This is a genomic window from Janibacter sp. Y6 (assembly GCF_040900765.1).
In the GTDB taxonomy this organism is placed as follows: domain Bacteria; phylum Actinomycetota; class Actinomycetes; order Actinomycetales; family Dermatophilaceae; genus Marihabitans; species Marihabitans melonis.
Genome location: NZ_JAKLYZ010000001.1, coordinates 13141 through 35714 on the forward strand (window position 1 = coordinate 13141; position 22574 = coordinate 35714).

At 73.3% G+C, this 22574-nt stretch carries 20 protein-coding genes; 14 read left to right on the top strand and 6 right to left on the bottom strand.

What is annotated here, in order from left to right:
- Positions 1 to 7 precede the first annotated feature (7 nt).
- From L6241_RS00070 to L6241_RS00085, 4 genes are all read left to right on the top strand, one after another.
- Complete coding sequence (locus tag L6241_RS00070) at positions 8 to 1741, top strand: CTP synthase (RefSeq protein WP_251720212.1); 1734 nt, start codon at positions 8 to 10, stop codon at positions 1739 to 1741.
- Entirely contained in the window at positions 1738 to 2382 is a 645-nt protein-coding gene (locus L6241_RS00075) for an NUDIX hydrolase (protein WP_251720214.1), read from the top strand. The genes L6241_RS00070 and L6241_RS00075 overlap by 4 nt, the downstream gene beginning before the upstream one ends.
- Positions 2379 to 2810 carry a YchJ family protein gene (locus L6241_RS00080; RefSeq protein WP_368244294.1) on the top strand — a complete coding sequence of 144 codons (432 nt, stop codon included), beginning with the start codon at positions 2379 to 2381 and terminating at the stop codon, positions 2808 to 2810. Before L6241_RS00075 ends, L6241_RS00080 begins: the two co-directional genes overlap by 4 nt.
- 78 nt (positions 2811 to 2888) lie before the next feature.
- Positions 2889 to 3389, top strand: a complete 501-nt coding sequence (locus L6241_RS00085; protein ID WP_123091604.1) for a PadR family transcriptional regulator — start codon at positions 2889 to 2891, stop codon at positions 3387 to 3389.
- Between the two features lie 24 nt (positions 3390 to 3413).
- Here the strand turns inward: L6241_RS00085 and L6241_RS00090 are convergent, their stop codons facing one another.
- Positions 3414 to 4958: a hypothetical protein gene (locus L6241_RS00090; protein WP_368244295.1), complete on the bottom strand. Its 1545-nt coding sequence runs from the start codon at positions 4956 to 4958 to the stop codon at positions 3414 to 3416.
- Between the two features lie 169 nt (positions 4959 to 5127).
- Here L6241_RS00090 and aspS point away from each other — a divergent pair, with 169 nt between their 5' ends.
- The 3 genes from aspS to L6241_RS00105 are packed head-to-tail and all read left to right on the top strand — an operon-like array spanning position 5128 to position 8292.
- Positions 5128 to 6951 carry an aspartate--tRNA ligase gene (gene aspS / locus L6241_RS00095; protein WP_252974349.1) on the top strand — a complete coding sequence of 608 codons (1824 nt, stop codon included), beginning with the start codon at positions 5128 to 5130 and terminating at the stop codon, positions 6949 to 6951.
- Positions 6948 to 7571, top strand: a complete 624-nt coding sequence (locus L6241_RS00100; protein WP_252973845.1) for an HAD family hydrolase — start codon at positions 6948 to 6950, stop codon at positions 7569 to 7571. Before aspS ends, L6241_RS00100 begins: the two co-directional genes overlap by 4 nt.
- A gap of 4 nt (positions 7572 to 7575) precedes the next feature.
- A complete protein-coding gene (locus L6241_RS00105) occupies positions 7576 to 8292 on the top strand; it encodes a thiopurine S-methyltransferase (RefSeq protein ID WP_252973846.1) in 717 nt (238 codons plus the stop codon).
- On the opposite strand, the gene L6241_RS00110 is transcribed toward L6241_RS00105, so the two are convergent.
- The 4 genes from L6241_RS00110 to L6241_RS00125 form a co-directional block, all read right to left on the bottom strand.
- Positions 8258 to 9097, bottom strand: a complete 840-nt coding sequence (locus tag L6241_RS00110; protein WP_229298827.1) for an alpha/beta fold hydrolase — start codon at positions 9095 to 9097, stop codon at positions 8258 to 8260. The two genes, L6241_RS00105 and L6241_RS00110, sit on opposite strands and share 35 nt — an antisense overlap.
- Positions 9098 to 9208: 111 nt before the next feature.
- Positions 9209 to 9970, bottom strand: coding sequence for a GNAT family N-acetyltransferase (locus L6241_RS00115; RefSeq protein ID WP_251720221.1), 762 nt, complete (start codon positions 9968 to 9970; stop codon positions 9209 to 9211).
- On the bottom strand, positions 9967 to 12189 hold the full coding sequence (locus L6241_RS00120) for an MMPL family transporter (RefSeq protein WP_368244296.1): 2223 nt from the start codon (positions 12187 to 12189) through the stop codon (positions 9967 to 9969). Before L6241_RS00120 ends, L6241_RS00115 begins: the two co-directional genes overlap by 4 nt.
- A gap of 73 nt (positions 12190 to 12262) precedes the next feature.
- Entirely contained in the window at positions 12263 to 12712 is a 450-nt protein-coding gene (locus tag L6241_RS00125) for an NUDIX domain-containing protein (RefSeq protein WP_368244297.1), read from the bottom strand.
- A gap of 112 nt (positions 12713 to 12824) precedes the next feature.
- Between L6241_RS00125 and L6241_RS00130 the strand changes: the two genes are divergently transcribed.
- Complete coding sequence (locus L6241_RS00130) at positions 12825 to 14228, top strand: replication-associated recombination protein A (protein ID WP_368244298.1); 1404 nt, start codon at positions 12825 to 12827, stop codon at positions 14226 to 14228.
- A gap of 19 nt (positions 14229 to 14247) precedes the next feature.
- Here L6241_RS00130 and L6241_RS00135 read toward each other — a convergent pair whose 3' ends face one another.
- Positions 14248 to 15120 carry a hypothetical protein gene (locus L6241_RS00135; RefSeq protein ID WP_368244299.1) on the bottom strand — a complete coding sequence of 291 codons (873 nt, stop codon included), beginning with the start codon at positions 15118 to 15120 and terminating at the stop codon, positions 14248 to 14250.
- A 48-nt stretch (positions 15121 to 15168) separates the two neighbouring features.
- On the opposite strand from L6241_RS00135, the gene L6241_RS00140 reads away from it, so the two are divergent.
- The 6 genes from L6241_RS00140 to mltG all read left to right on the top strand — a co-directional run bounded on the left by L6241_RS00140 (position 15169) and on the right by mltG (position 22571).
- Positions 15169 to 15546, top strand: coding sequence for a VOC family protein (locus tag L6241_RS00140; protein ID WP_368244300.1), 378 nt, complete (start codon positions 15169 to 15171; stop codon positions 15544 to 15546).
- 28 nt (positions 15547 to 15574) lie between these two features.
- The gene (locus L6241_RS00145) at positions 15575 to 16219 is read left to right on the top strand and encodes a LysE family translocator (protein ID WP_368244301.1); all 645 of its coding nucleotides are present in this window, start codon (positions 15575 to 15577) and stop codon (positions 16217 to 16219) included.
- 112 nt (positions 16220 to 16331) lie between these two features.
- Complete coding sequence (locus L6241_RS00150; RefSeq protein ID WP_368244302.1) at positions 16332 to 17996, top strand: HNH endonuclease; 1665 nt, start codon at positions 16332 to 16334, stop codon at positions 17994 to 17996.
- Between the two features lie 215 nt (positions 17997 to 18211).
- A complete protein-coding gene (alaS, locus tag L6241_RS00155) occupies positions 18212 to 20899 on the top strand; it encodes an alanine--tRNA ligase (RefSeq protein ID WP_368244303.1) in 2688 nt (895 codons plus the stop codon).
- On the top strand, positions 20896 to 21426 hold the full coding sequence (gene ruvX / locus L6241_RS00160; RefSeq protein ID WP_229299533.1) for a Holliday junction resolvase RuvX: 531 nt from the start codon (positions 20896 to 20898) through the stop codon (positions 21424 to 21426). The genes alaS and ruvX overlap by 4 nt, the downstream gene beginning before the upstream one ends.
- A complete protein-coding gene (gene mltG, locus L6241_RS00165) occupies positions 21423 to 22571 on the top strand; it encodes an endolytic transglycosylase MltG (protein ID WP_368244304.1) in 1149 nt (382 codons plus the stop codon). Before ruvX ends, mltG begins: the two co-directional genes overlap by 4 nt.
- Positions 22572 to 22574 lie beyond the last annotated feature (3 nt).

Sequence of the window (22574 nt, forward strand, 5' to 3'; positions counted from 1 at the left end):
GAAGCCCGTGGCGGCACTCACCAAGCACATCTTCGTGACCGGAGGCGTAGCCTCCTCCCTCGGCAAGGGTCTGACGGCGTCAAGCCTGGGACATCTGCTCCGCGCTCGCGGTCTGAGCGTGACGATGCAGAAGCTCGACCCCTACCTCAACGTGGACCCGGGGACGATGAACCCCTTCCAGCACGGCGAGGTCTTCGTCACCGAGGACGGTGCGGAGTGCGATCTCGACATCGGCCACTACGAGCGCTTCCTCGGCGTCGACCTGCTCGGCAGCGCGAACGTCACGACGGGGCAGGTCTACAACCGCGTCATCGCCCGTGAGCGTCGCGGCGAGTACCTCGGCGACACCGTGCAGGTCATCCCGCACATCACCAACGAGATCAAGGACCGGATGCGGGCCGCGGCGGCCGGCAGCCCGGGGATCTCCGACGTCGACGCGCCCGACATCATCATCACCGAGATCGGCGGCACGGTCGGCGACATCGAGTCGTTGCCCTTCCTCGAGGCCGCGCGCCAGGTGCGCCACGAGATCGGGCGCGACAACTCCTTCTTCCTCCACGTCTCGCTCGTGCCCTACCTCGCGCCGAGCGGCGAGCTGAAGACCAAGCCCACCCAGCACTCCGTCGCCGCGCTGCGCCAGGTCGGCGTCCAGCCGGACGCCCTCGTGCTGCGCGCCGACCGCGAGATCCCCGCCGACATCAAGCGCAAGATCTCGCTCATGTGCGACGTCGACACCGACGCCGTCGCCGCGTGCATCGACGCGCCGAGCATCTACGACATCCCGAAGGTCCTGCACGCCGAGCAGCTCGACACCTACGTCATCCGCCGGCTCAACCTGCCCTTCAAGGACGTCGACTGGGCGTCGTGGGACCTGCTCCTGCGCCGCGTCCACGAGCCCGAGCACGAGGTCGAGGTCGCCCTCGTCGGCAAGTACGTCGACCTGCCCGACGCCTACCTGTCGGTGACCGAGGCGCTGCGCGCCGGCGGCTTCCACCACGACGCGCGGGTCTCGATCCGCTGGGTCGCCTCCGACACCTGCCAGACGCCGGCGGGTGCCCAGCAGGCGCTCGGCGGGGTCGACGCCGTCCTCGTGCCCGGCGGCTTCGGCGTGCGCGGCATCGAGGGCAAGCTCGGCGCACTGCGCTGGGCCCGCGAGCAGCAGGTGCCCACGCTCGGCATCTGCCTGGGCCTGCAGTGCATGGTCATCGAGTACGCCCGCGACGTCGCCGGCATCGAGGGCGCGAGCTCGACGGAGTTCGACCCCGGCACCCCGGCTCCCGTCGTGTCGACGATGGAGGAGCAGAAGAGCTTCGTCGAGGGCGCGGGCGACCTCGGCGGCACGATGCGCCTGGGCTCCTACCCGGCGCAGCTGCTCGAGGGCTCGGTCGCGGCGACCGCCTACGGCGCCACGTCGGTCACCGAGCGCCACCGTCACCGCTACGAGGTCAACAACGAGTACGTCGACCAGCTGACGCAGGCCGGTCTCGTCGTCAGCGGCACGCACCCCGAGCTCGGTCTCGTCGAGTTCGTCGAGCTGCCGACCTCGGTGCACCCGTACTACGTCGCGACCCAGGCGCACCCCGAGTTCAAGTCCCGTCCCGACGCCGCGCACCCGCTCTTCGCCGGGCTCGTCGGCGCCGCCGTCCAGGCGCAGCGCGACGCGCGCCTCGTCGAGGTCGAGCGCCCCCGTCGCGACGAGGACGCCACCCGCGAGGACGACGTCGAGGTCACCCCCGCGTGAGCACGGACGGCGCGGGCCCCGGCCTGCACGACGAGCTCGTCACGCCCGACGTCCGGCGCAGCGAGGTGCTGCACGACGGCGCCGTGTGGGACGTGCGGGCCGACACCTTCGTCTACGAGGGCCAGGAGCTGACCCGGGAGGTCGTCGACCACCCGGGGGCGGTCGCCGTGCTCGCCGTGGACGACGACGACCAGGTCGTCCTCATCCGTCAGTACCGCCACCCCGTCGCCGCGCTGGACTGGGAGATCCCGGCCGGGCTCCTCGACGTCGCCGACGAGGACCCCGTCGTCGGAGCCCGCCGAGAGCTCGCCGAGGAGGTCGACCTCGTCGCCGACCAGTGGGCGGTGCTCACCGACCTGTGGACCTCGCCGGGCGGCATGAGCGAGGCGATCCGCATCTACCTCGCGCGCGGTCTGCGACCCGTGCCCGAGGCCGAGCGCTTCGAGCGCGAGCACGAGGAGGCCCACCTCGTCGTGCGCCGCGTCGACCTCGACGAGGTCCACGCCGCGGTCCTCGCCGGCACGGTGCACAACTCGACGCTCATGATCGCCGTCCTCGCGGCCCATGCCCAGCGGGCCCAGGGCTGGAGCGGGCTGCGCCCGGCCGACAGCCCGTGGCCGGAGCACCCGGGCCGCCGATGACCCCGGCCGCGGACCAGGTCCAGGCCTGCCCGTGCGGGGCGGGCACCCCCTTCGCCGAGCACTGCGGGCCCGTCCTCGACGGCACGCCCGCGGCCACCGCCGAGGCCCTCATGCGGTCGCGCTACACCGCCTACGCACTGCTGCAGCAGGGTGACCAGCGGGCTGCCGACCACCTGTGGCGGACCTGGCACCCGCGCACCCGGCCCGAGGTCGTCGAGCCCGGACCGGGTCTGCGCTGGGTCGGCCTCGAGGTGACGCAGACCCGGGCCGGCGGCCCGCAGGACGACCACGGGGTCGTCGCCTTCGTCGCCCGGTGGACGACCGGCGAGGGAGAGCACCGCCAGGACGGCGAGCTCGTCGAGCGCTCGGACTTCGCCCGCCGCGGCGGGCGATGGGTGTACGTCGGGGCCCTCGCGGAGCAGGCCTGACGGGCCCGTCGTCACGGGTCGTCTCGACTTTGTCCAAACCCGCCACGCGGAGGGGATCACCCGTCCTAGGCTGACGGCGTGGAGAAGGTCTCGACCGCGGGATACCTCGTCCTGGGTCTGATCGACCGACTGGGCGAGGCGACCCCCTATGACGTCAAGCAGGCGGCGCAGCACACGAATGCGTTCTTCGCCCTGCCGCACACGCAGATCTACGTGCAGTGCACGCGGCTCGTGTCCGTGGGCTACCTCGACGAGCAGCAGGAGGAGCACGGCCGCCGCCGCCGGCTGCTCACCGTGACGCCCGAGGGGCAGGCGGCGCTGCGCGACTGGGCGGACAGCGGCGTCGACACCCAGGTCGAGGCGCGCGACATCGCGCTGCTCAAGCTGTACTTCGAGGCCGACCCGGAGCGGCTGGCCCGCCAGCAGCTCACCGCGCACGAGGAGCTGCTCGCCCGGTACGAGGAGATCGCCGGCCAGGCCGAGGGGCTCGACCCCGGGCCGCGTCGCACGCTGCGCTTCGGGCTGGCCTTCGAGCGGATGCAGGTCGACTTCTGGAGCGGGCTCATCGCCGACGCGTGAGCACGCGCCAGGAGTCGAGCCCGTCTACTGGTACGACACGAAGCGGGGGCGCGGCCGGACGTCGAGCATCGTCTGCCGCGGGGTGAAGGTCGGGGTGTCCTCGTCGATGAAGTTCTTCCACCCCAGCTCGACCCCGTCGGGCAGGTCGGCCCGCACGGCGTCCCACGTCTGCTGCTTGAGGTCGGGGGTGCCGTGCCCGTCGGCGTGCACGACGGTGACGAGCTCCGGGCGGTCGGTGCGCAGCTGGTCGCGGTCGCGCAGCATCTGCAGCTGGAACTGGTGGAGCATGAAGACCTTCTGCGGCAGGTCGTGCTCGCGCACGAGCTCGGCGAGCCAGTCGGCGACCTCCTCGACCTCGTCGACCTCGACGTGCCCGATCTGCTCGAGCGGGCGCTGCCCGGGCTCGAGGCGCCACTCGGGGTCGAGGGCGAGACCGACGTGCGGCTCGAGGAGCAGCTCCTCGTAGCGCTTCGCCTGGCTGAGGAAGTCGGCCCGCCCGCTCTGCAGGTCGAGCAGGACGTAGACCCCGTCGTCGTGAGCCGCGTCGACCCAGGGCCGGTAGGTCGACGGGTCGCCCTCGGAGGAGAAGTCGCCGTCGGCGCCGGGGGAGGAGTCGGCGATCGTCGCGATGATCTCGAAGGCCGGCAGGAAGGTGTCGCCCGTCGTCTGTGCGTACTCCTCGACGAGGTCGGTGACCCGCTCGACCGAGGCGTCGACGTCCTGCTCGCCGAGCAGCCCGAAGCCGGGGACGCCGGGGTGGCCGTACAGCGCGATCATCCGGCGGTCGCCGCCGAGCGGCAGCACCCCGCCGGTCGGCAGCTCGGTGGCGCGGGCCGCCATCGCCGCGGCGACGACGAGCGCGTCGCCGCCGAGGTCGTCACTCTCCCCGAGGACGACGAGGGGGGTGTCGTCGAGGCGGCGAAGGGAGGTCATGACCTCGTCCTCGCGCGGGTCGTCGGCCGTGAGGACCTCGCTGTCCCCGTGCTGGCCGAGCACGGCGCGCACCGTCGCGAGCGCAGCGGCGTGGGCGGGCTCGTCGGGCGTCGTCACGACGACGCGCAGCGGGGCGTCACGGGTCACCGGGGGCAGGTCGTCGACGCCCTCCCGGGATGACACGGCCGGCCCGAAGGGGGTCCCGCCCGCCTCCTCGTCCGGCGCACCCATCCGCAGGACCGACTCGACGCCGAGCCGGTCGAGCTCGGCCCCGAGGTCGGGGCCGTCGACGAGGCAGGGGACCCCGGCGGCGACCGCTGCCGCGGCTGCGTCGGTGACGGCCTGCTCCGGTGCGTCCGGGTGGACGACGACGGCGGCGGGGGAGGAGTCGACGAGCGCCGCGGACACCGCGATCGCGCTCGCGGCCGCGTCGCCGGCGGCGACGACGGGCCACGTCGGGTCGGGGACGGGCACCGCTCCCGCGGCGGCCTCGTCGTCGGGCGAGCCACCGGGCAGGTCGACCGAGGTGCAGCCGGCGAGGCCGACAGCGCCGACCGCGCCGGCACCGGCGACCCAGCCGAGCACGGCTCGTCGGGTCGGCCGGGCGGACGGGGATGCGGTGTCGGGCCAGGTCACGGGCCCACGCTAACGATGCGGCCGGGGCCTGGCGTCGGCGCCCCGCCGCAGCGGGACGGCCCCGTGCGGTGGGCGGTCAGGCGTGGCCGAAAACCCCTTCGCGCTGTCCGTAGACTGGCCGGTGCTGCCCGCGACCGCGGTCAGGACCCTCCGCCTCGACAAGGACGACATGCTTCGCACCCACCAGGCCGGCACGCTGCGCGCCGAGCACACCGGGACCACCGTCACCCTCACCGGATGGGTGGCCCGGCGCCGCGATCACGGCGGCGTCGCCTTCGTCGACCTGCGTGACGCGAGCGGTGTCGTGCAGGTCGTCGCCCGTGACGAGGTGCTCACCGGTGCGGCTCACGGGCTGCGCGGCGAGTACTGCATCAAGGTCGTCGGCGAGGTCACCCCGCGCGAGCCCAAGGACGTCAACCCCGGTCTGCCGACCGGCGAGGTCGACGTCGTCGCGAGCACCATCGAGGTCCTCTCGGCCAGCGAGCCCCTGCCCTTCCAGATCGACGAGCGCGTCACCGTCGGCGAGGAGGCGCGCCTCAAGCACCGCTACCTCGACCTGCGCCGCCCGGGCGCGACCTCTGCCGGCGCCGGTCTGCGCCTGCGCAGCAAGGTCAACGCCGCGGCTCGCTCGGTCCTCGCCGAGCGCGACTTCGTCGAGATCGAGACCCCGACGCTCACCCGCTCCACGCCCGAGGGCGCCCGCGACTTCCTCGTCCCCGCGCGCCTCGCGCCCGGCGAGTGGTACGCGCTGCCGCAGAGCCCGCAGCTCTTCAAGCAGCTGCTCATGGTCGCCGGGATGGAGCGGTACTACCAGATCGCGCGCTGCTACCGCGACGAGGACTTCCGCGCCGACCGCCAGCCGGAGTTCACCCAGCTCGACATCGAGATGAGCTTCGTCGAGCAGGACGACGTCCTCGAGCTCGGCGAGGCCGTGGCGAAGGCGGTCTGGGCGACCATCGGGGTCGAGCTGAGCACCCCCTTCGCCCGGATGACCTACGCCGACGCGATGGCGCGCTACGGCAGCGACAAGCCCGACCTGCGCTTCGGCCAGGAGCTGACGGACTGCACCGAGTACTTCGCCGGCACGCCCTTCCGGGTCTTCCAGGCCGAGTACGTCGGTGCCGTCGTCATGCCCGGCGGCGCGAGCCAGCCCCGTCGTCAGTTCGACGCGTGGCAGGAGTGGGCCAAGCAGCGCGGCGCGAAGGGGCTCGCCTACGTCACCGTCGGCGAGGACGGCGAGCTCGGCGGTCCCGTCGCCAAGAACATCTCCGAGGAGGAGAAGGCCGGTCTCGCGGCGCACGTCGGTGCGGCCCCGGGCGACGCGATCTTCTTCGGCGCCGGTGCCCCGAAGAGCAGCCGCGCCCTGCTCGGCGCCGCCCGCGTCGAGATCGGCAAGCGCTGCGGCCTCATCGACGAGTCGGCGTGGGCCTTTGTGTGGGTCCTCGACGCGCCTCTCTTCGAGCCGGCGAGCGAGGCCGTGGCCGCCGGTGACGTCGCCGTCGGCGGGGGTGCCTGGACCGCGGTCCACCACGCCTTCACCAGCCCGAAGGCGGAGTACCTCGACACCTTCGACACCAACCCCGGTGAGGCGCTCGCCTACGCCTACGACATGGTGTGCAACGGCAACGAGATCGGCGGCGGGTCCATCCGTATCCACCGCCGCGACGTCCAGGAGCGCGTCTTCTCCGTCATGGGCCTGGACGCGGAGTCGGCCCGGGAGAAGTTCGGCTTCCTCCTCGAGGCCTTCAAGTTCGGCGCCCCTCCGCACGGCGGCATCGCCTTCGGGTGGGACCGGATCTGCATGCTGCTCCTCGGGGCCGACTCGATCCGCGACGTCATCGCCTTCCCGAAGTCGGGCGGCGGCTACGACCCGCTGACCGACGCGCCCGCCCCGATCACCCCGGAGCAGCGCGCCGAGGCCGGCATCGACGCCACCCCCGAGGGCGACGAGGCCCCGCTCGGTGCGCCCGAGGTGTCGCCGACGCAGTCGTGATCTCGGTCCTGCTGTGGGACTGCGACGGGGTCCTGCAGCACACGGCCCGTGACTGGGGCGCCGCGCTCGACGAGCGCGGCGGCCCCGGTCTGGCTCGCCGGGTCTTCGCGGCAGAGGGTCCGGCCCTGCGCGGGGAGACCACCCTCGCCGCCGCGCTCGAGATCGCCCTCGTCGAGCACGAGGCCGCGACCGGGTCGCGCCCGGTCGAGGTGCCCGAGCTGCTCGCCATGTGGGAGAGCGTGGAGCTCGACCCGCAGGCCGTCGAGGTGCTCGAGCAGGTGCGCTCGCGCGGCGTGAGCTGCCACCTGGCGACCAACCAGCAGGACCACCGCGTGCGTCACATGCGCGAGGTCATGGGGTACGACGCGCTCGTCGACGGCTCCTTCTACTCCTCGCTGCTCGGGGTGGCCAAGCCGGACCCGGTCTTCTTCGAGCGCGTCCTCGACGCGCTCGGCGTGCCCGCCCACGACGTCGGCTTCGTCGACGACGTCGCGGCGAACGTCGAGGCGGCGGCCGCGCTCGGCATCCGCGCCGTGCGCCACGACCCCGCGACCGGGGCCGCGGGGCTGCGACGCGACCTCGAGCCCCTCGTGCCGGGGCTGGTCGCGGTGGGAGCATGAGCAGGTGGAGATCGACCTCGACTTCTGGCGCCAGGCGTGGGCCGAGGGCCGCACGGCCTTCGACCAGCCGCGTCCGAACGACCTGCTCGTCGAGCACCTGCCGACGCTCGGCCTCGCGCCCGGCTCGCGGGTCCTCGTGCCGCTGTGCGGTCGCAGTGTCGACCTCGACCACCTGCTCGCGGTCGGCCACGAGGTCGTCGGCACCGAGCTGAGCGAGATCGCCGTCGGCTCCTTCTTCGCCACGCGCGGCCTCGAGCCCCGGGTCGAGCAGGTGGGGGAGCGGCGGGTCTACGAGGCGCCCGGGATCACGATCTACCAGGGCGACCACTTCGAGCTCACGCCGCACGACGTCGAGGGCGTCGCCGCCGTCTACGACCGGGCCAGCCTCGTCGCGCTGCCCGAGACGCTGCGCGACCGGTACGCCGAGCACCTGCGCTCGGTGCTCCCCGCGCCGGTGCCGATGCTCGTCATCACCTTCGAGTACGACGAGGGCTCCTTCGAGGGCCCGCCGCTCAGCGTGCCCGTCGAGGAGGTCGAGCGGCTCTTCGGCGCGACCCACGACGTCGAGGTCCTCGAGCGGGTCGACCTCGCCGCCCGAGGCGGCTCGTCCCGCCTCGTCGAGGCGGGTGTGCGCGGTGTCGAGGAGGTCGCGACCGCCCTTCGCCCCCGGGCGGGGCTGACACGCGTCAGCGCGAGAGGAAGTCCACGAGGACGCGGTTGAGCTCGTCGGCGTGCGAGACGTTGATCCCGTGCGGCCCGCCGCTGATGACGTGCAGCTCGCTGTGCGGGATCGCCGCGTGGGTGCGGGCGCCCGAGCCCTCGAAGGGGACGGTGCCGTCGCCGTCGCCGTGGACGACGAGGGTCGGCACCGTGACCTTCGGCAGGTCCTCGCGGAAGTCGCTGATGCCGAAGGACTGCATCGCCTCGAGCGCGGCGACCTTGTCGGCCTGCTGGCACAGCGCGATCGCCTCCTGGCGCTGCTCCTCGGTGACCTTGAGCTCGCCGTCGACCGAGAAGAAGTCGGTGGTGAACTGGTCGAAGAAGGCGTCCTTGTCAGCCGTGAGCGAGGCGGTCATCTTCGCCGCCTCGGCGGGCTCGAGCGGCCCGTCGGGGTTGCCCGGGGTCTTCATCATCATCGGGGGCACCGCCGCCGCGAAGACGACGCTGCGCAGCCGCTCCTCGCCGTGGTTGGCGACGTAGCGGGCGACCTCGCCGCCGCCCATGGAGAAGCCGACGAGGGTGACGTCACGCAGGTCGAGCTCGACGAGCAGCGCGTCGAGGTCGCCGGCGAGCGTGTCGTAGTCGTATCCGGTCTTGGGCTTGTCGGACTGCCCGAAGCCGCGGCGGTCGTAGGTGATGACGCGGTACCCGGCCGAGGTGAGCGCGGGGACCTGCTCCGACCAGGAGGCTCCGGAGAGGGGCCAGCCGTGGATGAGGACGACGGGCCGACCGGTCCCTCCGGTGTCCTCGACGTGCACGGAGACGTCGGGGCGGATCGTGCGCTTGTCGACGGTGATGTCGGGCATGCAGGTGCTCCTAGGCAGGGGGTGCGGGACTGTGCTCTGACGACGCTAGTTCGGCGCCGACCCCGCCCGTGGATGGGAGAGCCCCCTTGTCCAGGGTCGCGTCTGCCCAGGTCAGGGCCTCGCGCCCGAGGTCCAGGCCGCGGTCTGCCCGTAGCCCAGATCGGTGTAGAGGTGGCGCGCCACCGCGTTGTCGCTGTAGAGCTCGAGGGTGCACACGGGCGCCTCGGAGAGCCCGAGGCGGGTGAGCGCCCCGGTGAGCTCGCGACCCAGGCCCTGCCCCCGCGCATCGCCGCGCACGACGATGCCGGTGAGGAGCGGGTGGCCGGCTCCGGTGTGCGCGCGGCACCCCGCGGCGAGCAGCTCGCCGGCGGCGTCGCGCACCCCGAGCCATCGCTGCCCGGGCCAGGCGAAGGGTCGGCCGTCGGTGCGTGGGTTCTCGCGCAGGATGAAATCGGTGATCTCCGCGGCGTCCTCCTCGGGCAGGTCGACGACCCGCGCCCTCGGCGCCGGGGGCACCTCGGTGGTGACCATCCACTCCCACTGCACGAAGTCGCGGAGGTCGCCCCCGAGCGTGGCGACGACCGCCGCGGCCCGCTCGGTCTGGATCGTCACACCGGTGCAGCCCGTGCGGTCGAGCCACCGGCTCGTCGCCGGGTCGGTCATGACCTCGACGGCGAGCTCGTCGCAGCTCGCGACGAGGTTCATCGCCGTGCCGTGGGCATGGGTCGGCCGCACGAAGGCTGCCGCCCACCCGGCCGGTGTGCGCACCCCCTTCGCCTCCACGCGCGGGTCGGTGTCCCAGCGCACGTAGGGCAGGTCGTCGGTGAGCGCGAGCAGCTCGGACTTCGAGCCGATGTCCTGCACCCGGCTCACTCGGTGATCCCGACGCGCTCGTGCAGGCCCTTCATCCACCGCGGCGCCCACCAGTTCCACTCGCCGAGGACCGACATCGTCGCGGGCACGAGGAGCATCCGCACGAGCGTGGCGTCGATGACGATGGCGAGCACGAGGGCGACGCCGGTCTGCTTGACGGCGAGCACCTGCGCGAGGACGAAGCCGGAGAAGACGACGACCATGAGCAGCGCCGCGCTCGTGATGATGCGCCCGGAGCGCTGCAGGCCCAGCCGCACCGCCTCGTCCGTCGGGTGACCCTGCTCGTGCAGCTCGACGACGCGCGAGAGCAGGAAGACCTCGTAGTCCATCGACAGCCCGAAGCCGAAGGCGAGGGCGAGGATCGGGATCGAGGCCTCCACCCCGCCGGTCGAGGTGAAGCCGAGGACCCCTTCGAGATGGCCGTCCTGGAAGACCCACACGAGCGCGCCGAGCGAGGCGCCGAGGGAGACGACGTTCATGACGAGCGCCTTGAGCGGCACGACGAGCGAGCCGGTCATGAGGAAGAGGAGCAAGAAGGTCGCGAGCACCACGGTGAGGACCGCGTAGGGCGCCCGCTCGGCGATGACGTCGGTGAAGTCGTGCAGCCCCGAGGCCTGGCCGCCGATGTGCCCGGCGAAGGGGGGCCGCTGCTCGTGCAGGGCGTCGACGAGGTCGCGGCTCGCGTCGCCCAGCCCGCCGTCGCCGGTGCGCAGCTCGACGACGCGCACCTGGGTGCCGGAGCCCGCCTCGCCGACGGTCTCGACGACCGGGTCGATGACGAGACCGGGCAGCTCGCTCGCCGCCCCCTTCGCCCACCGGGTGACCTCCGACTCGGGGGCCGTCGTCACGTAGGTGACGTCGGCGCCGGCGAGGTCGGGGTAGTCCTCGCGGAAGGTCTCGAAGAAGGTCCGCTCGGGCGCCCCCTTCGGCAGCATCTCCGGGCCCGAGGAGGTGAGGTGCAGGCGCAGGGCCGGCAGGGCGAGGGTGACGAGGAGGGCGAGGACGACGGCGATGACCGCCCACGGCGCCCGCTGCACCCCGCTCGCCAGACGGGAGAAGACGCCCTCGTCGGGGGCCTGCTCGGTGCCGCGGCGCAGCAGACGGCGCGCGGAGAGCGCGCACAGCGCCGGGATGAGGCTGACCCCGACGAGCAGTGCGAGGACGACGATGGAGACGCCGGCGGCGCCGGACGCGCGCATGAAGACGACGGGGAAGAAGAGCAGCCCGGTGAGCGAGATCGCCACGGTGACCGCGGAGAAGATCACGGTCCGTCCGGCACGGTCGAGGGTGAGCCCGGTGATGTGGGCGACGTCGGCGGGCGTGAGGGTGTCGGCGGGGGCGCCGTCGAGGACCCCGCGCGCCTCCTCGCGGAAGCGCGAGACGACGAGCAGCCCGTAGTCGATGCACAGACCGAGGCCGAGGACCGTGACGATGTTGACGACCGTCGCGTCGAGGTCGATGACGTGGGCGAAGCCGAAGAGGGTGGCGAGCGCGCCGCCGATCGAGGCGACCGCCCCGAGGATCGGCAGCCCCGCGGCGAGGAAGCCGCCGAAGACGACGACCATGATCGCGAAGGAGACGGGCAGGGCGAGCCCCTCGCCGGTCTTCATGTCCGAGCCGACCTGGCCGATGATCGCGTCGACGAGGGCCTGGACGCTGCCGCGCTGGCTGTCGGTGGCCCGCGACGCGCTGACGACCTCGTCGAGCTGGGTGCTCACCTCGGCGCGGGCCGCCTCGAGCTCGGCGTCGCCGAGCCCGTCGTCGTAGGTGACGACCGTGGCGAAGCCGTCGGGGTCGTCGGCCGGGCCGGTGACGAAGGGGGCGGCCGCCGGGTCGCGCGGACCCTCCTCGAAGACGAAGGGGTTGACGACGGACGCGACGCCGTCGACGTCGGCGATGGCCTGGACCGCGTCGGCGTTGCCGCGGGCCACGTCGCGGTCGGCGAGATCGGCGACGCCCTCGACGAGGAGGGTGTCGGTCGTGAAGCCGCCGCCGCCCGCGCTGTCGAGGAGGGCACTGGCCCGGTCGGCCTCGCCCGGGGCGACGATGTCGCCGGAGTGCAGCCGGTCGAAGAGCCCCTCGCCCGTCACCGCGCCGAGCGCGGTGGCGAAGGAGAGGACGACGAGGACCAGCCAGGTCGTCACGACCGCCCAGGGGCGGCGGCCGGTGAGGACGCCCCACCGGTAGAGCGCCGAGCGGCGGGTGGGGGTGCGCGTCACCGGGACATCGTGCCAGGTGGGCGGGGGTCGCCCGGCGCGGGTGGCTCGGCGCGGGTGGCTCGGCGCTGGTGGCTCAGCGCGGGATCCGGTCGAGGAAGTCGGTCTGTGCCGCGACGAGGCACTCGCGGGCGGCGTCGAGGTCGAGCCACTGCGCCGTGTCGACCTCGGGGAAGGACTGGCGTCGACCGGAGCGGGGCGGCCACTCCATCTCGAAGGTCTCGCTCGCGACGAAGGCGAGCTCGGCGCCCGCCTCGACCGCCCAGACGTGCACGCGCTTGCCGCCGGACTGACGGACCTCGCCGAGGTCGGTGCGGGGACCGGGCGGTGGGTCGACGCCCACCTCCTCGCGGAACTCGCGCTCGGCGGCGGCCAGCGGCTCCTCGTCGGCGTCGTGCTCGCCCTTGACGACGCTCCAGGCACGCTCTCGGCAGGCCCACAGCGGTCCGCCCATCCGGGCGACGAAGACGAGCGTGCGCTCGCCGTCGTGACGGTAGGGGAGGAGTCCGGCGCTCGTGCGGGGCATGCGGCGACGCTACGCCCGTGGTGCGACGACGCCAGGGCGAAGGGGACGGCCCGCCCGGTGCGAAGGGGACGGCCCGCCCGGGCCGTCGGTGCCGGCGGCTAGCCTGCGGGACGTGCCAGACGACCTCTTCGCCGCCGCCGCGGACGACACCGGTGGCCGCAGCGACCTGCGCGCCCCGCTCGCCGTGCGCATGCGGCCGCGCTCCATCGACGAGGTCCGCGGCCAGGCCGAGGTGCTGCGCCCCGGGTCCCCCCTTCGCCGTCTCATCGAGGGGGCGTCCGGGTCGGCCGGCCCCATCTCCGCGATCCTCTGGGGGCCTCCGGGGACGGGCAAGACGACCCTCGCCCACCTCGTCGCGACCGCCGCCGACCGCGACTTCGTCGAGCTGTCCGCGGTGACCGCCGGCGTCAAGGACGTCCGCAAGGTCATGGAGGACGCGGCGGTGTCGCGCTCCCTCTACGGGCGGGCGACGGTCCTCTTCCTCGACGAGATCCACCGCTTCACCAAGGCGCAGCAGGACGCGCTGCTGCCCGGCGTCGAGAACCGCGACGTCATCCTCGTCGCGGCGACGACGGAGAACCCGTCCTTCTCGGTCATCGCGCCGCTGCTCTCGCGCTCGATCCTCGTCACCCTCGAGTCGCTCACCCGCGAGGAGGTCGCCGAGGTGCTCGACTCCGCGGTGGCCGACGAGCGCGGGCTCGAGGGCGAGTACGTCCTGCAGGACGACGCCCGCGACCACCTCGTCGCCGTCGCCGGGGGCGACGCACGCCGCGCCCTGACGAGCCTCGAGGCCGCGGCCGGGGTGGCCCTCGACGACGCCGGGGTGCGCCTCGACACCTCCACCGCTCTGCCGATCACGCTCGCCCATGTCGAGCAGGCCGTCGCGCGGGCGGCGGTGCGCTACGACCGCACCGGCGACCAGCACTACGACGTCGCCTCCGCCTTCATCAAGTCGATGCGCGGGTCTGACGTCGACGCCGCGCTGCACTACCTCGCGCGCCAGCTCGAGGCCGGTGAGGACCCCCGGTTCATCGCGCGGCGGGTCGTCATCTCCGCGAGCGAGGACGTCGGTCTCGGTGACCCGACGGCGCTGCAGACCGCCGTCGCCGCGATGCACGCCGTCGCCCAGATCGGCATGCCCGAGGCGCGGATCATCCTCGCCCAGGCGGTCGTGCACAACGCCCTCGCGCCGAAGTCCAACGCCGCCTACACCGGCATCAACGAGGCGATCGCCGACGTGCGCGCCGGCAAGGTCGGCGCGGTCCCGCCGCACCTGCGGGGGAGCGGGTACACCCAGGCGTCGGACCGGGCGAAGGGGGCGAGCGGCGGCCAGAAGGTCGCCGGCTACGTCTACTCGCACGACGAGACCGACGGCGTCGCCACGCAGCAGTACCTGCCCGACGAGCTGCACACCGAGCTCGCCGACCGCTCGTACTACCGGCCGACCGACCGGGGCTTCGAGGCCCGGTTGCAGGAGCGGTGGAGCTGGCTGCGCGGACGGCTGCGGGGGCGGTAGGGCCCCCAGGCGCCCCGGCTCAGCCGTCGAGACGTGAGGTGCTGATCTCGCGGTGGCCGTCCTCGTCGTCGACGACGAGGGTGGGGGCGCCCAGCATCTCCGCCTGCACCACGGCGCCGGCGAGCAGGGCGTCACGCGTGCCCTCCGGCGCGTCGGGGGTCGTCTCGAGCAGGAGCACGGGCACGACGCCGTCGCGCACCGTGCCGAGGACGACGTGCCCCGCCCACCCGGCGTGCTCGTCGTCGGGCGCGGCCTGCAGCCACGCACCCAGCTCACCCTCCTGCCGAAGCCGGCGGGCGGCCGCCGCGTCGAGACCGGCCTCGGCGAGGTGGGCTCCGTCGGTGAGGCCGTCACCCGGCTCTGCGGTCGCATCGCCCATCCATGCGATCGTCACCGGCCCCTCTACCCCGGACTCGACCATCTGGGCCCACCGCTGGAGGACCTCGGGCGGGACCGCGGGGGAGTACTGGGGGACGGGCGAGATCTCGAGGTCGGTCGTCGGCCGAGGGGCGAGGTCGACGTGCGGCTCGGGCGGCAGCAGCTCGACCCGGTCGCCGTCCGGACGTCGGCGGGCGCGGGCGGTGTAGCCCGTGTCGAGCTCTTCCATGAGCCAGTAGCGCGTGTCGAGGGCCCACGCCTCTGGCCATCCGGGCTCCTCGACGCTCGTCTCCGGGGTCCACACCCCGTAGACGCCGTCATCAGCGGCCAGCCGGATGACGAAGGGGTGGGGAGCGTCGTGCCAGCGGAAGACGATCGCCACCTGCTCGCCCTCGGCACGGACCTCGTCGACGACGCAGCCGTCCGTCGGTGGGCTGGTCAGGAGGTCCTGCGCGGCCTCGGCGCACCGTCGCGCCAGGTCGGTGGTGTCGTCAGTGCCCGTCTCGTCGCTCATGGACCCGATCCTGCCCGGGCTGTCACCCCTTCGCCCTACGGTCGGCAGATGATCGACCACCTCGGGATCACCTGCGCGGACCTCCCGGCCGCGGCTGCCTTCTACGACGAGGTCCTCGCGGTCCTCGGTCACCGCCGGCTCATGGACCACGGCGTCGCCATCGGGTACGGGACGCACCAGCCGACCTTCTGGGTCGCTCGTGCCGAGGGCGACGGGCCGGGCCGTGAGGTGCACGTCGCCTTCTCGGCGCCCGACGCGGCGACGGTGCGCGCCTTCCACGACGCGGCCTTGCGGCACGGCGCCGAGAGCCTTCATGCCCCGCGGATGTGGCCCGAGTACCACGATCACTACTACGGCGCCTTCGTGCGCGACCCCGACGGCAACAACGTCGAGGCGGTGTGCCACACCGCCACGGACGGGGACTGACGAGGTGGTGCGGCCCTAGAGTGCGCTGATGGTGACCATCGAGCAGGTCGTCGGCATCGCGCTGGCGAGCGTCGTCCTCATCGCCGTCCCGGGGCCGTCCGTGATGTTCGTCGTCGGTCGCGCGCTCAGCCATGGCCGTGGCAACGCCCTGGCGAGCGTCGTGGGCAACACGGCCGGCTGCTACCTGGCCGGCATCGCCATCGCTGTCGGTCTGGGGCCCCTGCTGGAGCGCTCCGAGCTGCTCTTCCAGGCGATCAAGTGGGTGGGCATCGCCTACCTGCTCTACATCGGCGTGCAGGCGATCCGACATGCCGGGCCGCTGACGGAGGACGACGGGCGCGAGGTCCGCCCCCGTGACCGCAGCACCTGGGGCGCCGTGCGCACCGGCGTCGTCGTCGGGGTGACCAACCCCAAGACCTTCGTCCTCTTCACCGCTGTCGTGCCCCAGTTCGTCGACCCCGCAGCAGGGGGCACCGCGGTCCAGATGCTCGTCCTGGGCGTCGTCCCGATGCTCATCGGGCTCGTCACGGACACGACGTGGGCGCTCGCAGCCGGCCGTGCTCGGATGTGGTTGGCGAGCTCGCCGCGCCGGATGACGACCGTGGGTCGAGCCGGCGGCGCCTGCATCATCGGGGTGGGTCTCTCCGTCGCCGGTTCAGGCGACCACCGCTGACCGGGCGCAGCAGCGCCGGCGCCATCTGTCTGACACCGCTGATCGCGCCATCTGTCTGACACCGCTGATCGCGCCGCGCAGCGTTGTCGGTGGTCATCAGTAGCGTCGTGACATGGACCTGATGGAGAGGGTGCCGGTGGCGACGCAGCCACCGCTCGACGCGACCGACGTGGCGTCGTGGTGCCAGGCGCTGCGCGCTCTCGGCGGGCCCGTCCCCGAGGACGAGGCGATCGAGCAGGTCGCCGCGCTCGAACGCCTGAAGTCCGCGGCGGCGGCCGCCCAGGCGCGGGTCAGTGCGACCCTCTGGCAGGCGCGGGTCGCCCGTGAGACCGACGCCGGGGTGCCGGCCGACCAGCGCGGCCGGGGTCTGGCCGACGAGATCGCCCTGGCCCGGCGCGAGCACCCGAGCCGGGGCTCGCGTCATCTCGGCCTCGCACGGGCCCTTGTCGAGGAGCTGCCGCGCACCCTCGACCACCTCGCCACCGGCACCACGAGCGAGTGGACGGCGACCGTCATGGCCCGCGAGACGGCCGTGCTCGAGCCCGACGACCGACGCCAGGTCGACGCCGAGCTCGCCGGTCGTCTGTCCGAGATGACCCCGCGGCAGGTCGAGCGGGCCGCTCGTGCCAGGGCGCAGGCGCTCGACGCGGCGGCAGTGGTCCGCCGACGCGCTCGCGCGGTCGCCGAGCGGAGGGTCTCCCTTCGGCCGCAGCCGGACGCCATGGCCTCGCTCACCGGGCTCGTCCCGATGGAGCAGGGGGTCGCCGCCTGGGCGGTGCTGCGGCGCGACGCAGAGGCCCGCAAGGCGGCGGGCGACGACCGTGGCATCGGTCAGCTCATGGCCGACCTCCTCGTCGAGCGGCTGACCGGGCAGGGCACGGCCGACGCCGTCCCCGTCGAGGTGCAGCTCGTCATGACCCCGGGCACCCTGCTCGGCCTCTCCGACGCCCCCGCCGATCTGCCGGGGCACGGCCTGCTCCCGGCGGAGGTGGCCCGGGTCCTTGTGCTCGGCGACGACGTGCCCCCAGGCACTCACGCAGGTATCCGCGCGGGGAGAGCAGGTACCCACGCGGGGGGAGACGCAGGCACTCGCGCGGGGAGAGACGCAGGCACTCGCGCGGGGAGAGCAGGTACCCGCGCGGGGAGAGATGCAGGCACCGACGCTGGCCCCCGCGCAGACATCGACGCGGAGCCAGACGCAGACGCAGACGCAGCTGACCCTGGCGAGGTCTGGGGCGGGCGTCCTGCAGCCAGGGTCTGGTTGCGGCGGGTCTTCACGGACGAGATGGGTCGGGTCTGCGACGTCGACAGCCGTCGACGGCTCTTCCCCGCCGCGGTGCAGCGCCTGCTGCGGGTGCGTGACGGCGTCTGCCGCTTCCCCTTCTGCGACGCACCGGTCCGCCATGCCGACCACGTCGTCGGCGTCGCGCTCGGCGGGTCGACCTCTGCCGCCAACGGCCAGGGCCTGTGCGCCCGCCACAACCTCGTCAAGGCGCTCCCGGGCTGGGCCGCGGTGGTGTCCACGTCGGGCACCGAGGCCGTCGTCGTGACGACGACCCCGACGGGACATCGCTACCGCAGCCCGGTGCCCCCGGTCACGGAGCTGGCGCAGTGGCGTGGGGGCCGGCAGGACGACGACCTCCGGCGCGGCGAGGCTTCGTGGAGGGACGAGGAGTCCCGGGCGCGTGAGGGGGATGAGCTGGGCGCGGAGCCCCACGTCTGGCAGGACGAGTGGGACGACGAGTGGACCGACACCTGGTGGCAGGACACCGGCTGACCCAGGTCGGGCCGGTGGTGCCCGAATGGGCAACCGCCCGGCCGAGCACGCCGAGTACCCTGTCGTGGATGACTGTGCACCCCGGTGCGGCGAGCGCCGCGCGAGCTATGACGGGGGTCGCCGGACCCGGATCGGTCCGCTGACCCCCCTTCGCCCCTGCTCGCACCCTCACCGAACCCCTCACCGCCTGCACCAGACAAGGACTGAAACCCGAGATGGAAACTGCCGAGATCCGGCGCCGTTGGCTCGCCTTCTTCGAGAGCAAGGGGCACACGGTCGTGCCGTCCGCACCGCTCATCCACGAGGACCCGAACCTCCTCTTCGTCAACGCCGGCATGGTGCCCTTCAAGCCCTACTTCCTCGGGCAGGAGACGCCCGCCTGGCAGCGCGCCACGAGCGTGCAGAAGTGCGTGCGCACCGGTGACATCGAGGAGGTCGGCAAGACCTCGCGTCACGGCACGTTCTTCCAGATGAACGGCAACTTCTCCTTCGGCGACTACTTCAAGCGCGACGCCATCACCTTCGCGTGGGAGCTGCTCACCTCGAGCCTCGAGGACGGCGGCTACGGCCTGGACCCCGAGCGCCTGTGGGCGACCGTGTACCAGGACGACGACGAGGCGGCGGCGCTCTGGCTCGAGCACACGTCGATCCCCGCCGAGCGCGTCGTGCGCCGGGGCAAGAAGGACAACTACTGGCACATGGGCGTGCCCGGTCCGGGCGGGCCGTGCTCGGAGATCTTCTACGACCGCGGGCCGGAGTACGGCCAGGAGGGCGGTCCGGAGGTCGACGAGGACCGCTACATGGAGATCTGGAACCTCGTCTTCATGCAGTACGAGCTGTCCGCGGTCCGCGCGAAGGACGACTTCGACGTCGCGGGCCCGCTCCCGGCGCAGAACGTCGACACCGGGATGGGTCTGGAGCGCATCGCGAGCATCCTCCAGGGCGTCGACAACCTCTACGACATCGACGAGGTGCGGCCGGTCCTGGCCAAGGCGGCCGAGATGACCGGCAAGACCTACGGCGCGACCGGCGCGAAGACGGCCGGCGAGTCGCACCCCGACGACGTGCGCCTGCGCGTCGTCGCCGACCACGTCCGCTCCTCGCTCATGCTCATCGGTGACGGCGTCACCCCGGGCAACGAGGGCCGCGGATACGTCCTGCGCCGCATGCTGCGCCGCGCGGTCCGCTCGATGCGCCTGCTCGGCTACGACGAGCCGGCGCTGCCGCACCTGCTGCCCCTCTCGATGGAGCGGATGAGCGCGTCCTACCCCGAGCTGCGCACCGGCTTCGACCGGATCGCCCAGATCGCCTACGCCGAGGAGGAGGCCTTCCGGCGCACCCTCGCGCAGGGCACCCAGATCCTCGACACGGCGGTCGAGAGCACGAAGGGGGGCGGCGGCGACACCCTGTCCGGCGGCGAGGCCTTCCGGCTGCACGACACCTACGGCTTCCCCATCGACCTCACGCTCGAGATGGCGGCCGAGCAGGGGCTGTCCGTCGACCGCGAGGGCTTCGTCGCCCTCATGGACGAGCAGCGCCAGCGCGCGAAGGCCGACGCCCGCGCCAAGAAGGGCGGTCACGCGAACACCGAGGTGTGGAAGCAGCTGCGCGCCGCCGGCGAGACCGACTGGCGTGCCTACGAGGAGCTGAGCTCCGAGGCCCGTGTCGTCGGCCTGGTGCGCGACGGCGAGAGCGTCGAGGAGCTGCTGCCGGGCGAGTCCGGCCAGGTCGTCCTCGACCGCACCCCCTTCTACGCCGAGTCCGGTGGCCAGGTCGCCGACGCCGGTGTCATCGGGGGCGACGGCAGCCACCTCGTCGTCAAGGACGTCCAACGCCCCGTCAAGGGCCTCGTCGCCCACACCGTCGAGGTCGTCACCGGCCCGCTGCGCGTCGGCGGCCAGGTGCTCGCCGAGGTCGACCCGCAGTGGCGCGTCGACGCCTGCCAGGCGCACTCGGGCACCCACGTCGTCCACGCGGCGCTGCGCCAGGTGCTCGGCCCCACGGCCCTGCAGTCCGGCTCGTACAACAAGCCCGGCTACCTGCGGCTCGACTTCGCCTGGGGCCAGGCGCTCTCGGCCGACGCCCGCGCCGAGATCGAGCACGTCGCCAACCTCGCGGTGCGCGACGACCTGCCCGTCTCCGCGGCCTACATGACCCTCCCCGAGGCCCGTGAGCAGGGCGCGCTCGCGCTCTTCGGCGAGACCTACGGCGAGAAGGTCCGCGTCGTCGAGATCGGCGGCCCGTGGTCGCGCGAGCTGTGCGGTGGCACGCACGTGCGCCGGTCCGCCCAGATCGGGGCGATCACCCTCACCGGCGAGTCCTCCGTGGGCTCCGGGGTGCGCCGCGTCGAGGCCTTCGTCGGCATGAACGCGCTGTCCTACCTCGCGACCGAGCGCGCGCTCGTCGCCGAGCTCTCCGAGATCGTCAAGGCACCCGGGCCGCAGCTGCCCGAGCGGGTCGCCGAGCTCGTCGCGCGGCTGCGCGAGACCGAGCGCGAGCTCGAGCGCATGCGTCGTGACCAGGTGACCGCGGCCGCGGGCTCGCTCACCGACGACGCGAAGGACATCTCCGGCGTCACGGTCGTCGCGGCCCATGTCGCCGGGGGAGGCGCCGACGACGTGCGCCGCATGGTGCTCGACACGCGCGGCAAGCTCGGCGAGGAGCGTCCGGTCGTCGTCGCCCTCACCGGTGACGGCGGCGCGAAGCCGGTCGTCGTCGTCGCGACGAACGAGTCGGCCCGGGGGCGGGGGATCAAGGCCGGCGCGCTCGTGCGCGTCGCCGCCCAGACCCTCGGCGGCGGTGGCGGCGGCAAGGACGACATCGCCCAGGGCGGTGGCGCGGACCCGGCGAAGGTCGGGGACGCGCTCGCCGCCGTCGAGCGCGAGATCGGGGCGCTCTCCTGAGCGCCGCCTGGCGACCGGGGACCCGGGTCGGCGTCGACGTCGGCGCTGCCCGGGTCGGCGTCGCCGCGTGCGACCGGGACGGCGTCCTCGCCACCCCGGTCGCCACCCTGGCCCGCGACATGGAGACCGGGTCCGACGTGCGTGAGCTCGTCGAGATCGTCCGCGAGCGCGAGGCGGTCGAGGTCGTCGTCGGCCTGCCCCGCTCCCTCGACGGGACCGAGGGACCGGCCGCCGAGCACGTCCGGGCGTGGTGCGCACAGCTGCACCAGGCCCTCACCGGACCGGGCGGCATCCCGGACACGCCGGTCCGCCTGGTGGACGAGCGCCTGACGACGGTGGATGCTCACCGTGGTTTGCACGCCAGCGGATTGCCGGGGCGCGCGCACCGCCGGGTCGTCGACCAGGCGGCCGCCGTCCTCATCCTCCAGGCCGCGATCGATCGCGAGCGCAGCCTGGGCGAGCCCCTCGGGGAGCTCTTCGCCGGACCCCCTGCTCGCAAGCCGCGACGTAAGGAACGACGAGCATGAACGCCCATCTCGAGGACGACATCTTCGACGACGACCGGCACCACCACTCCCACCGCAGCCGTCGCGACGCCTCCCGCGCCCGCCGGCCGAAGCGGCGCGGACGGACCGCCGTCGCGCTGCTCCTGGCGGTCGCCGTCATCGCCGGTGGCGGCTACCTCGCCTTCGGCTCGCTGCGCGGCATCGTCCCCTCCTTCGGCTCCGACGCCGTCGAGGACTTCGCGGGCCCCGGCGCCGGGCAGGTCGAGATCACCGTCGAGGAGGGTGCCACCGGCTCCGACATCGGCTCGGCGCTCGAGGAGGCCGGGGTCGTCAAGTCCTCCGGCGCCTTCGTCCAGGCCGCCGCGGCCGAGCCCGACAAGGCCGCGAAGATCCAGCCCGGCACCTACGAGCTGAAGAAGGAGATGAAGGCCTCCGACGCCTTCACCTGGCTCGCCGACAACGCCAACCGCGTCGCCCAGGGCGTGACCATCCCCGAGGGTCTGTGGGCGGTCGAGATCTACGAGCGCCTGTCGAAGGCGACGAAGATCCCCGTCGCCCGCTACGAGGCCGCGGCGACGTCGGAGCAGCTGAAGCTCCCGACGGAGGCCGGCGGCTCGATCGAGGGCTGGCTCTTCCCCTCGACCTACGAGTTCCCCAAGGACTCCACCCCCGTCCAGCAGCTCGACACGATGATCGCCAAGACCCAGGAGGAGCTGCAGAAGGCCGACGTGCCGCGCGCCCGCTGGGAGCGCACGCTCACCGTCGCCTCGATCGTCGAGGGCGAGTCCGGTGCCGCGGACCGCGGCAAGGTCGCCCGCGTCGTCGAGAACCGCCTGGCCGACCCCACCGGGCCGACCGTCGGTATGCTCCAGATGGACAGCACGATCCACTACCTGCTGAAGAAGCGCGGCACGATCACGACGTCGGACAAGGAGCGCGAGTCCGACAGCCCGTACAACACGTACAAGAACAAGGGGCTGCCCCCCGGCCCGATCAACAACCCGGGCGCCGCGGCCATCGAGGCCGCCGCCGACCCGGAGCCGGGGAAGTGGATCTTCTTCGTCACCGTCGACCCCGACACGGGCGAGACGAAGTTCGCCACGACCACCGCGCAGCACGAGCGCAACGTCCAGGAGTTCTGCCGCAACACGGGCAGCTGCGAGTGACGC

Excerpts from the sequence above, each read along its gene's own strand:
- L6241_RS00080 (WP_368244294.1), top strand. The coding sequence starts at position 2,379 with ATGACCCCGGCCGCGGACCAGGTCCAGGCCTGCCCGTGCGGGGCGGGC.
- aspS (WP_252974349.1), top strand. The coding sequence starts at position 5,128 with ATGCTTCGCACCCACCAGGCCGGCACGCTGCGCGCCGAGCACACCGGG.
- L6241_RS00110 (WP_229298827.1), bottom strand. The coding sequence starts at position 9,097 with ATGCCCGACATCACCGTCGACAAGCGCACGATCCGCCCCGACGTCTCC.
- L6241_RS00125 (WP_368244297.1), bottom strand. The coding sequence starts at position 12,712 with ATGCCCCGCACGAGCGCCGGACTCCTCCCCTACCGTCACGACGGCGAG.
- L6241_RS00135 (WP_368244299.1), bottom strand. The coding sequence starts at position 15,120 with ATGAGCGACGAGACGGGCACTGACGACACCACCGACCTGGCGCGACGG.
- L6241_RS00140 (WP_368244300.1), top strand. The coding sequence starts at position 15,169 with ATGATCGACCACCTCGGGATCACCTGCGCGGACCTCCCGGCCGCGGCT.
- L6241_RS00145 (WP_368244301.1), top strand. The coding sequence starts at position 15,575 with ATGGTGACCATCGAGCAGGTCGTCGGCATCGCGCTGGCGAGCGTCGTC.
- L6241_RS00150 (WP_368244302.1), top strand. The coding sequence starts at position 16,332 with ATGGACCTGATGGAGAGGGTGCCGGTGGCGACGCAGCCACCGCTCGAC.
- alaS (WP_368244303.1), top strand. The coding sequence starts at position 18,212 with ATGGAAACTGCCGAGATCCGGCGCCGTTGGCTCGCCTTCTTCGAGAGC.
- mltG (WP_368244304.1), top strand. The coding sequence starts at position 21,423 with ATGAACGCCCATCTCGAGGACGACATCTTCGACGACGACCGGCACCAC.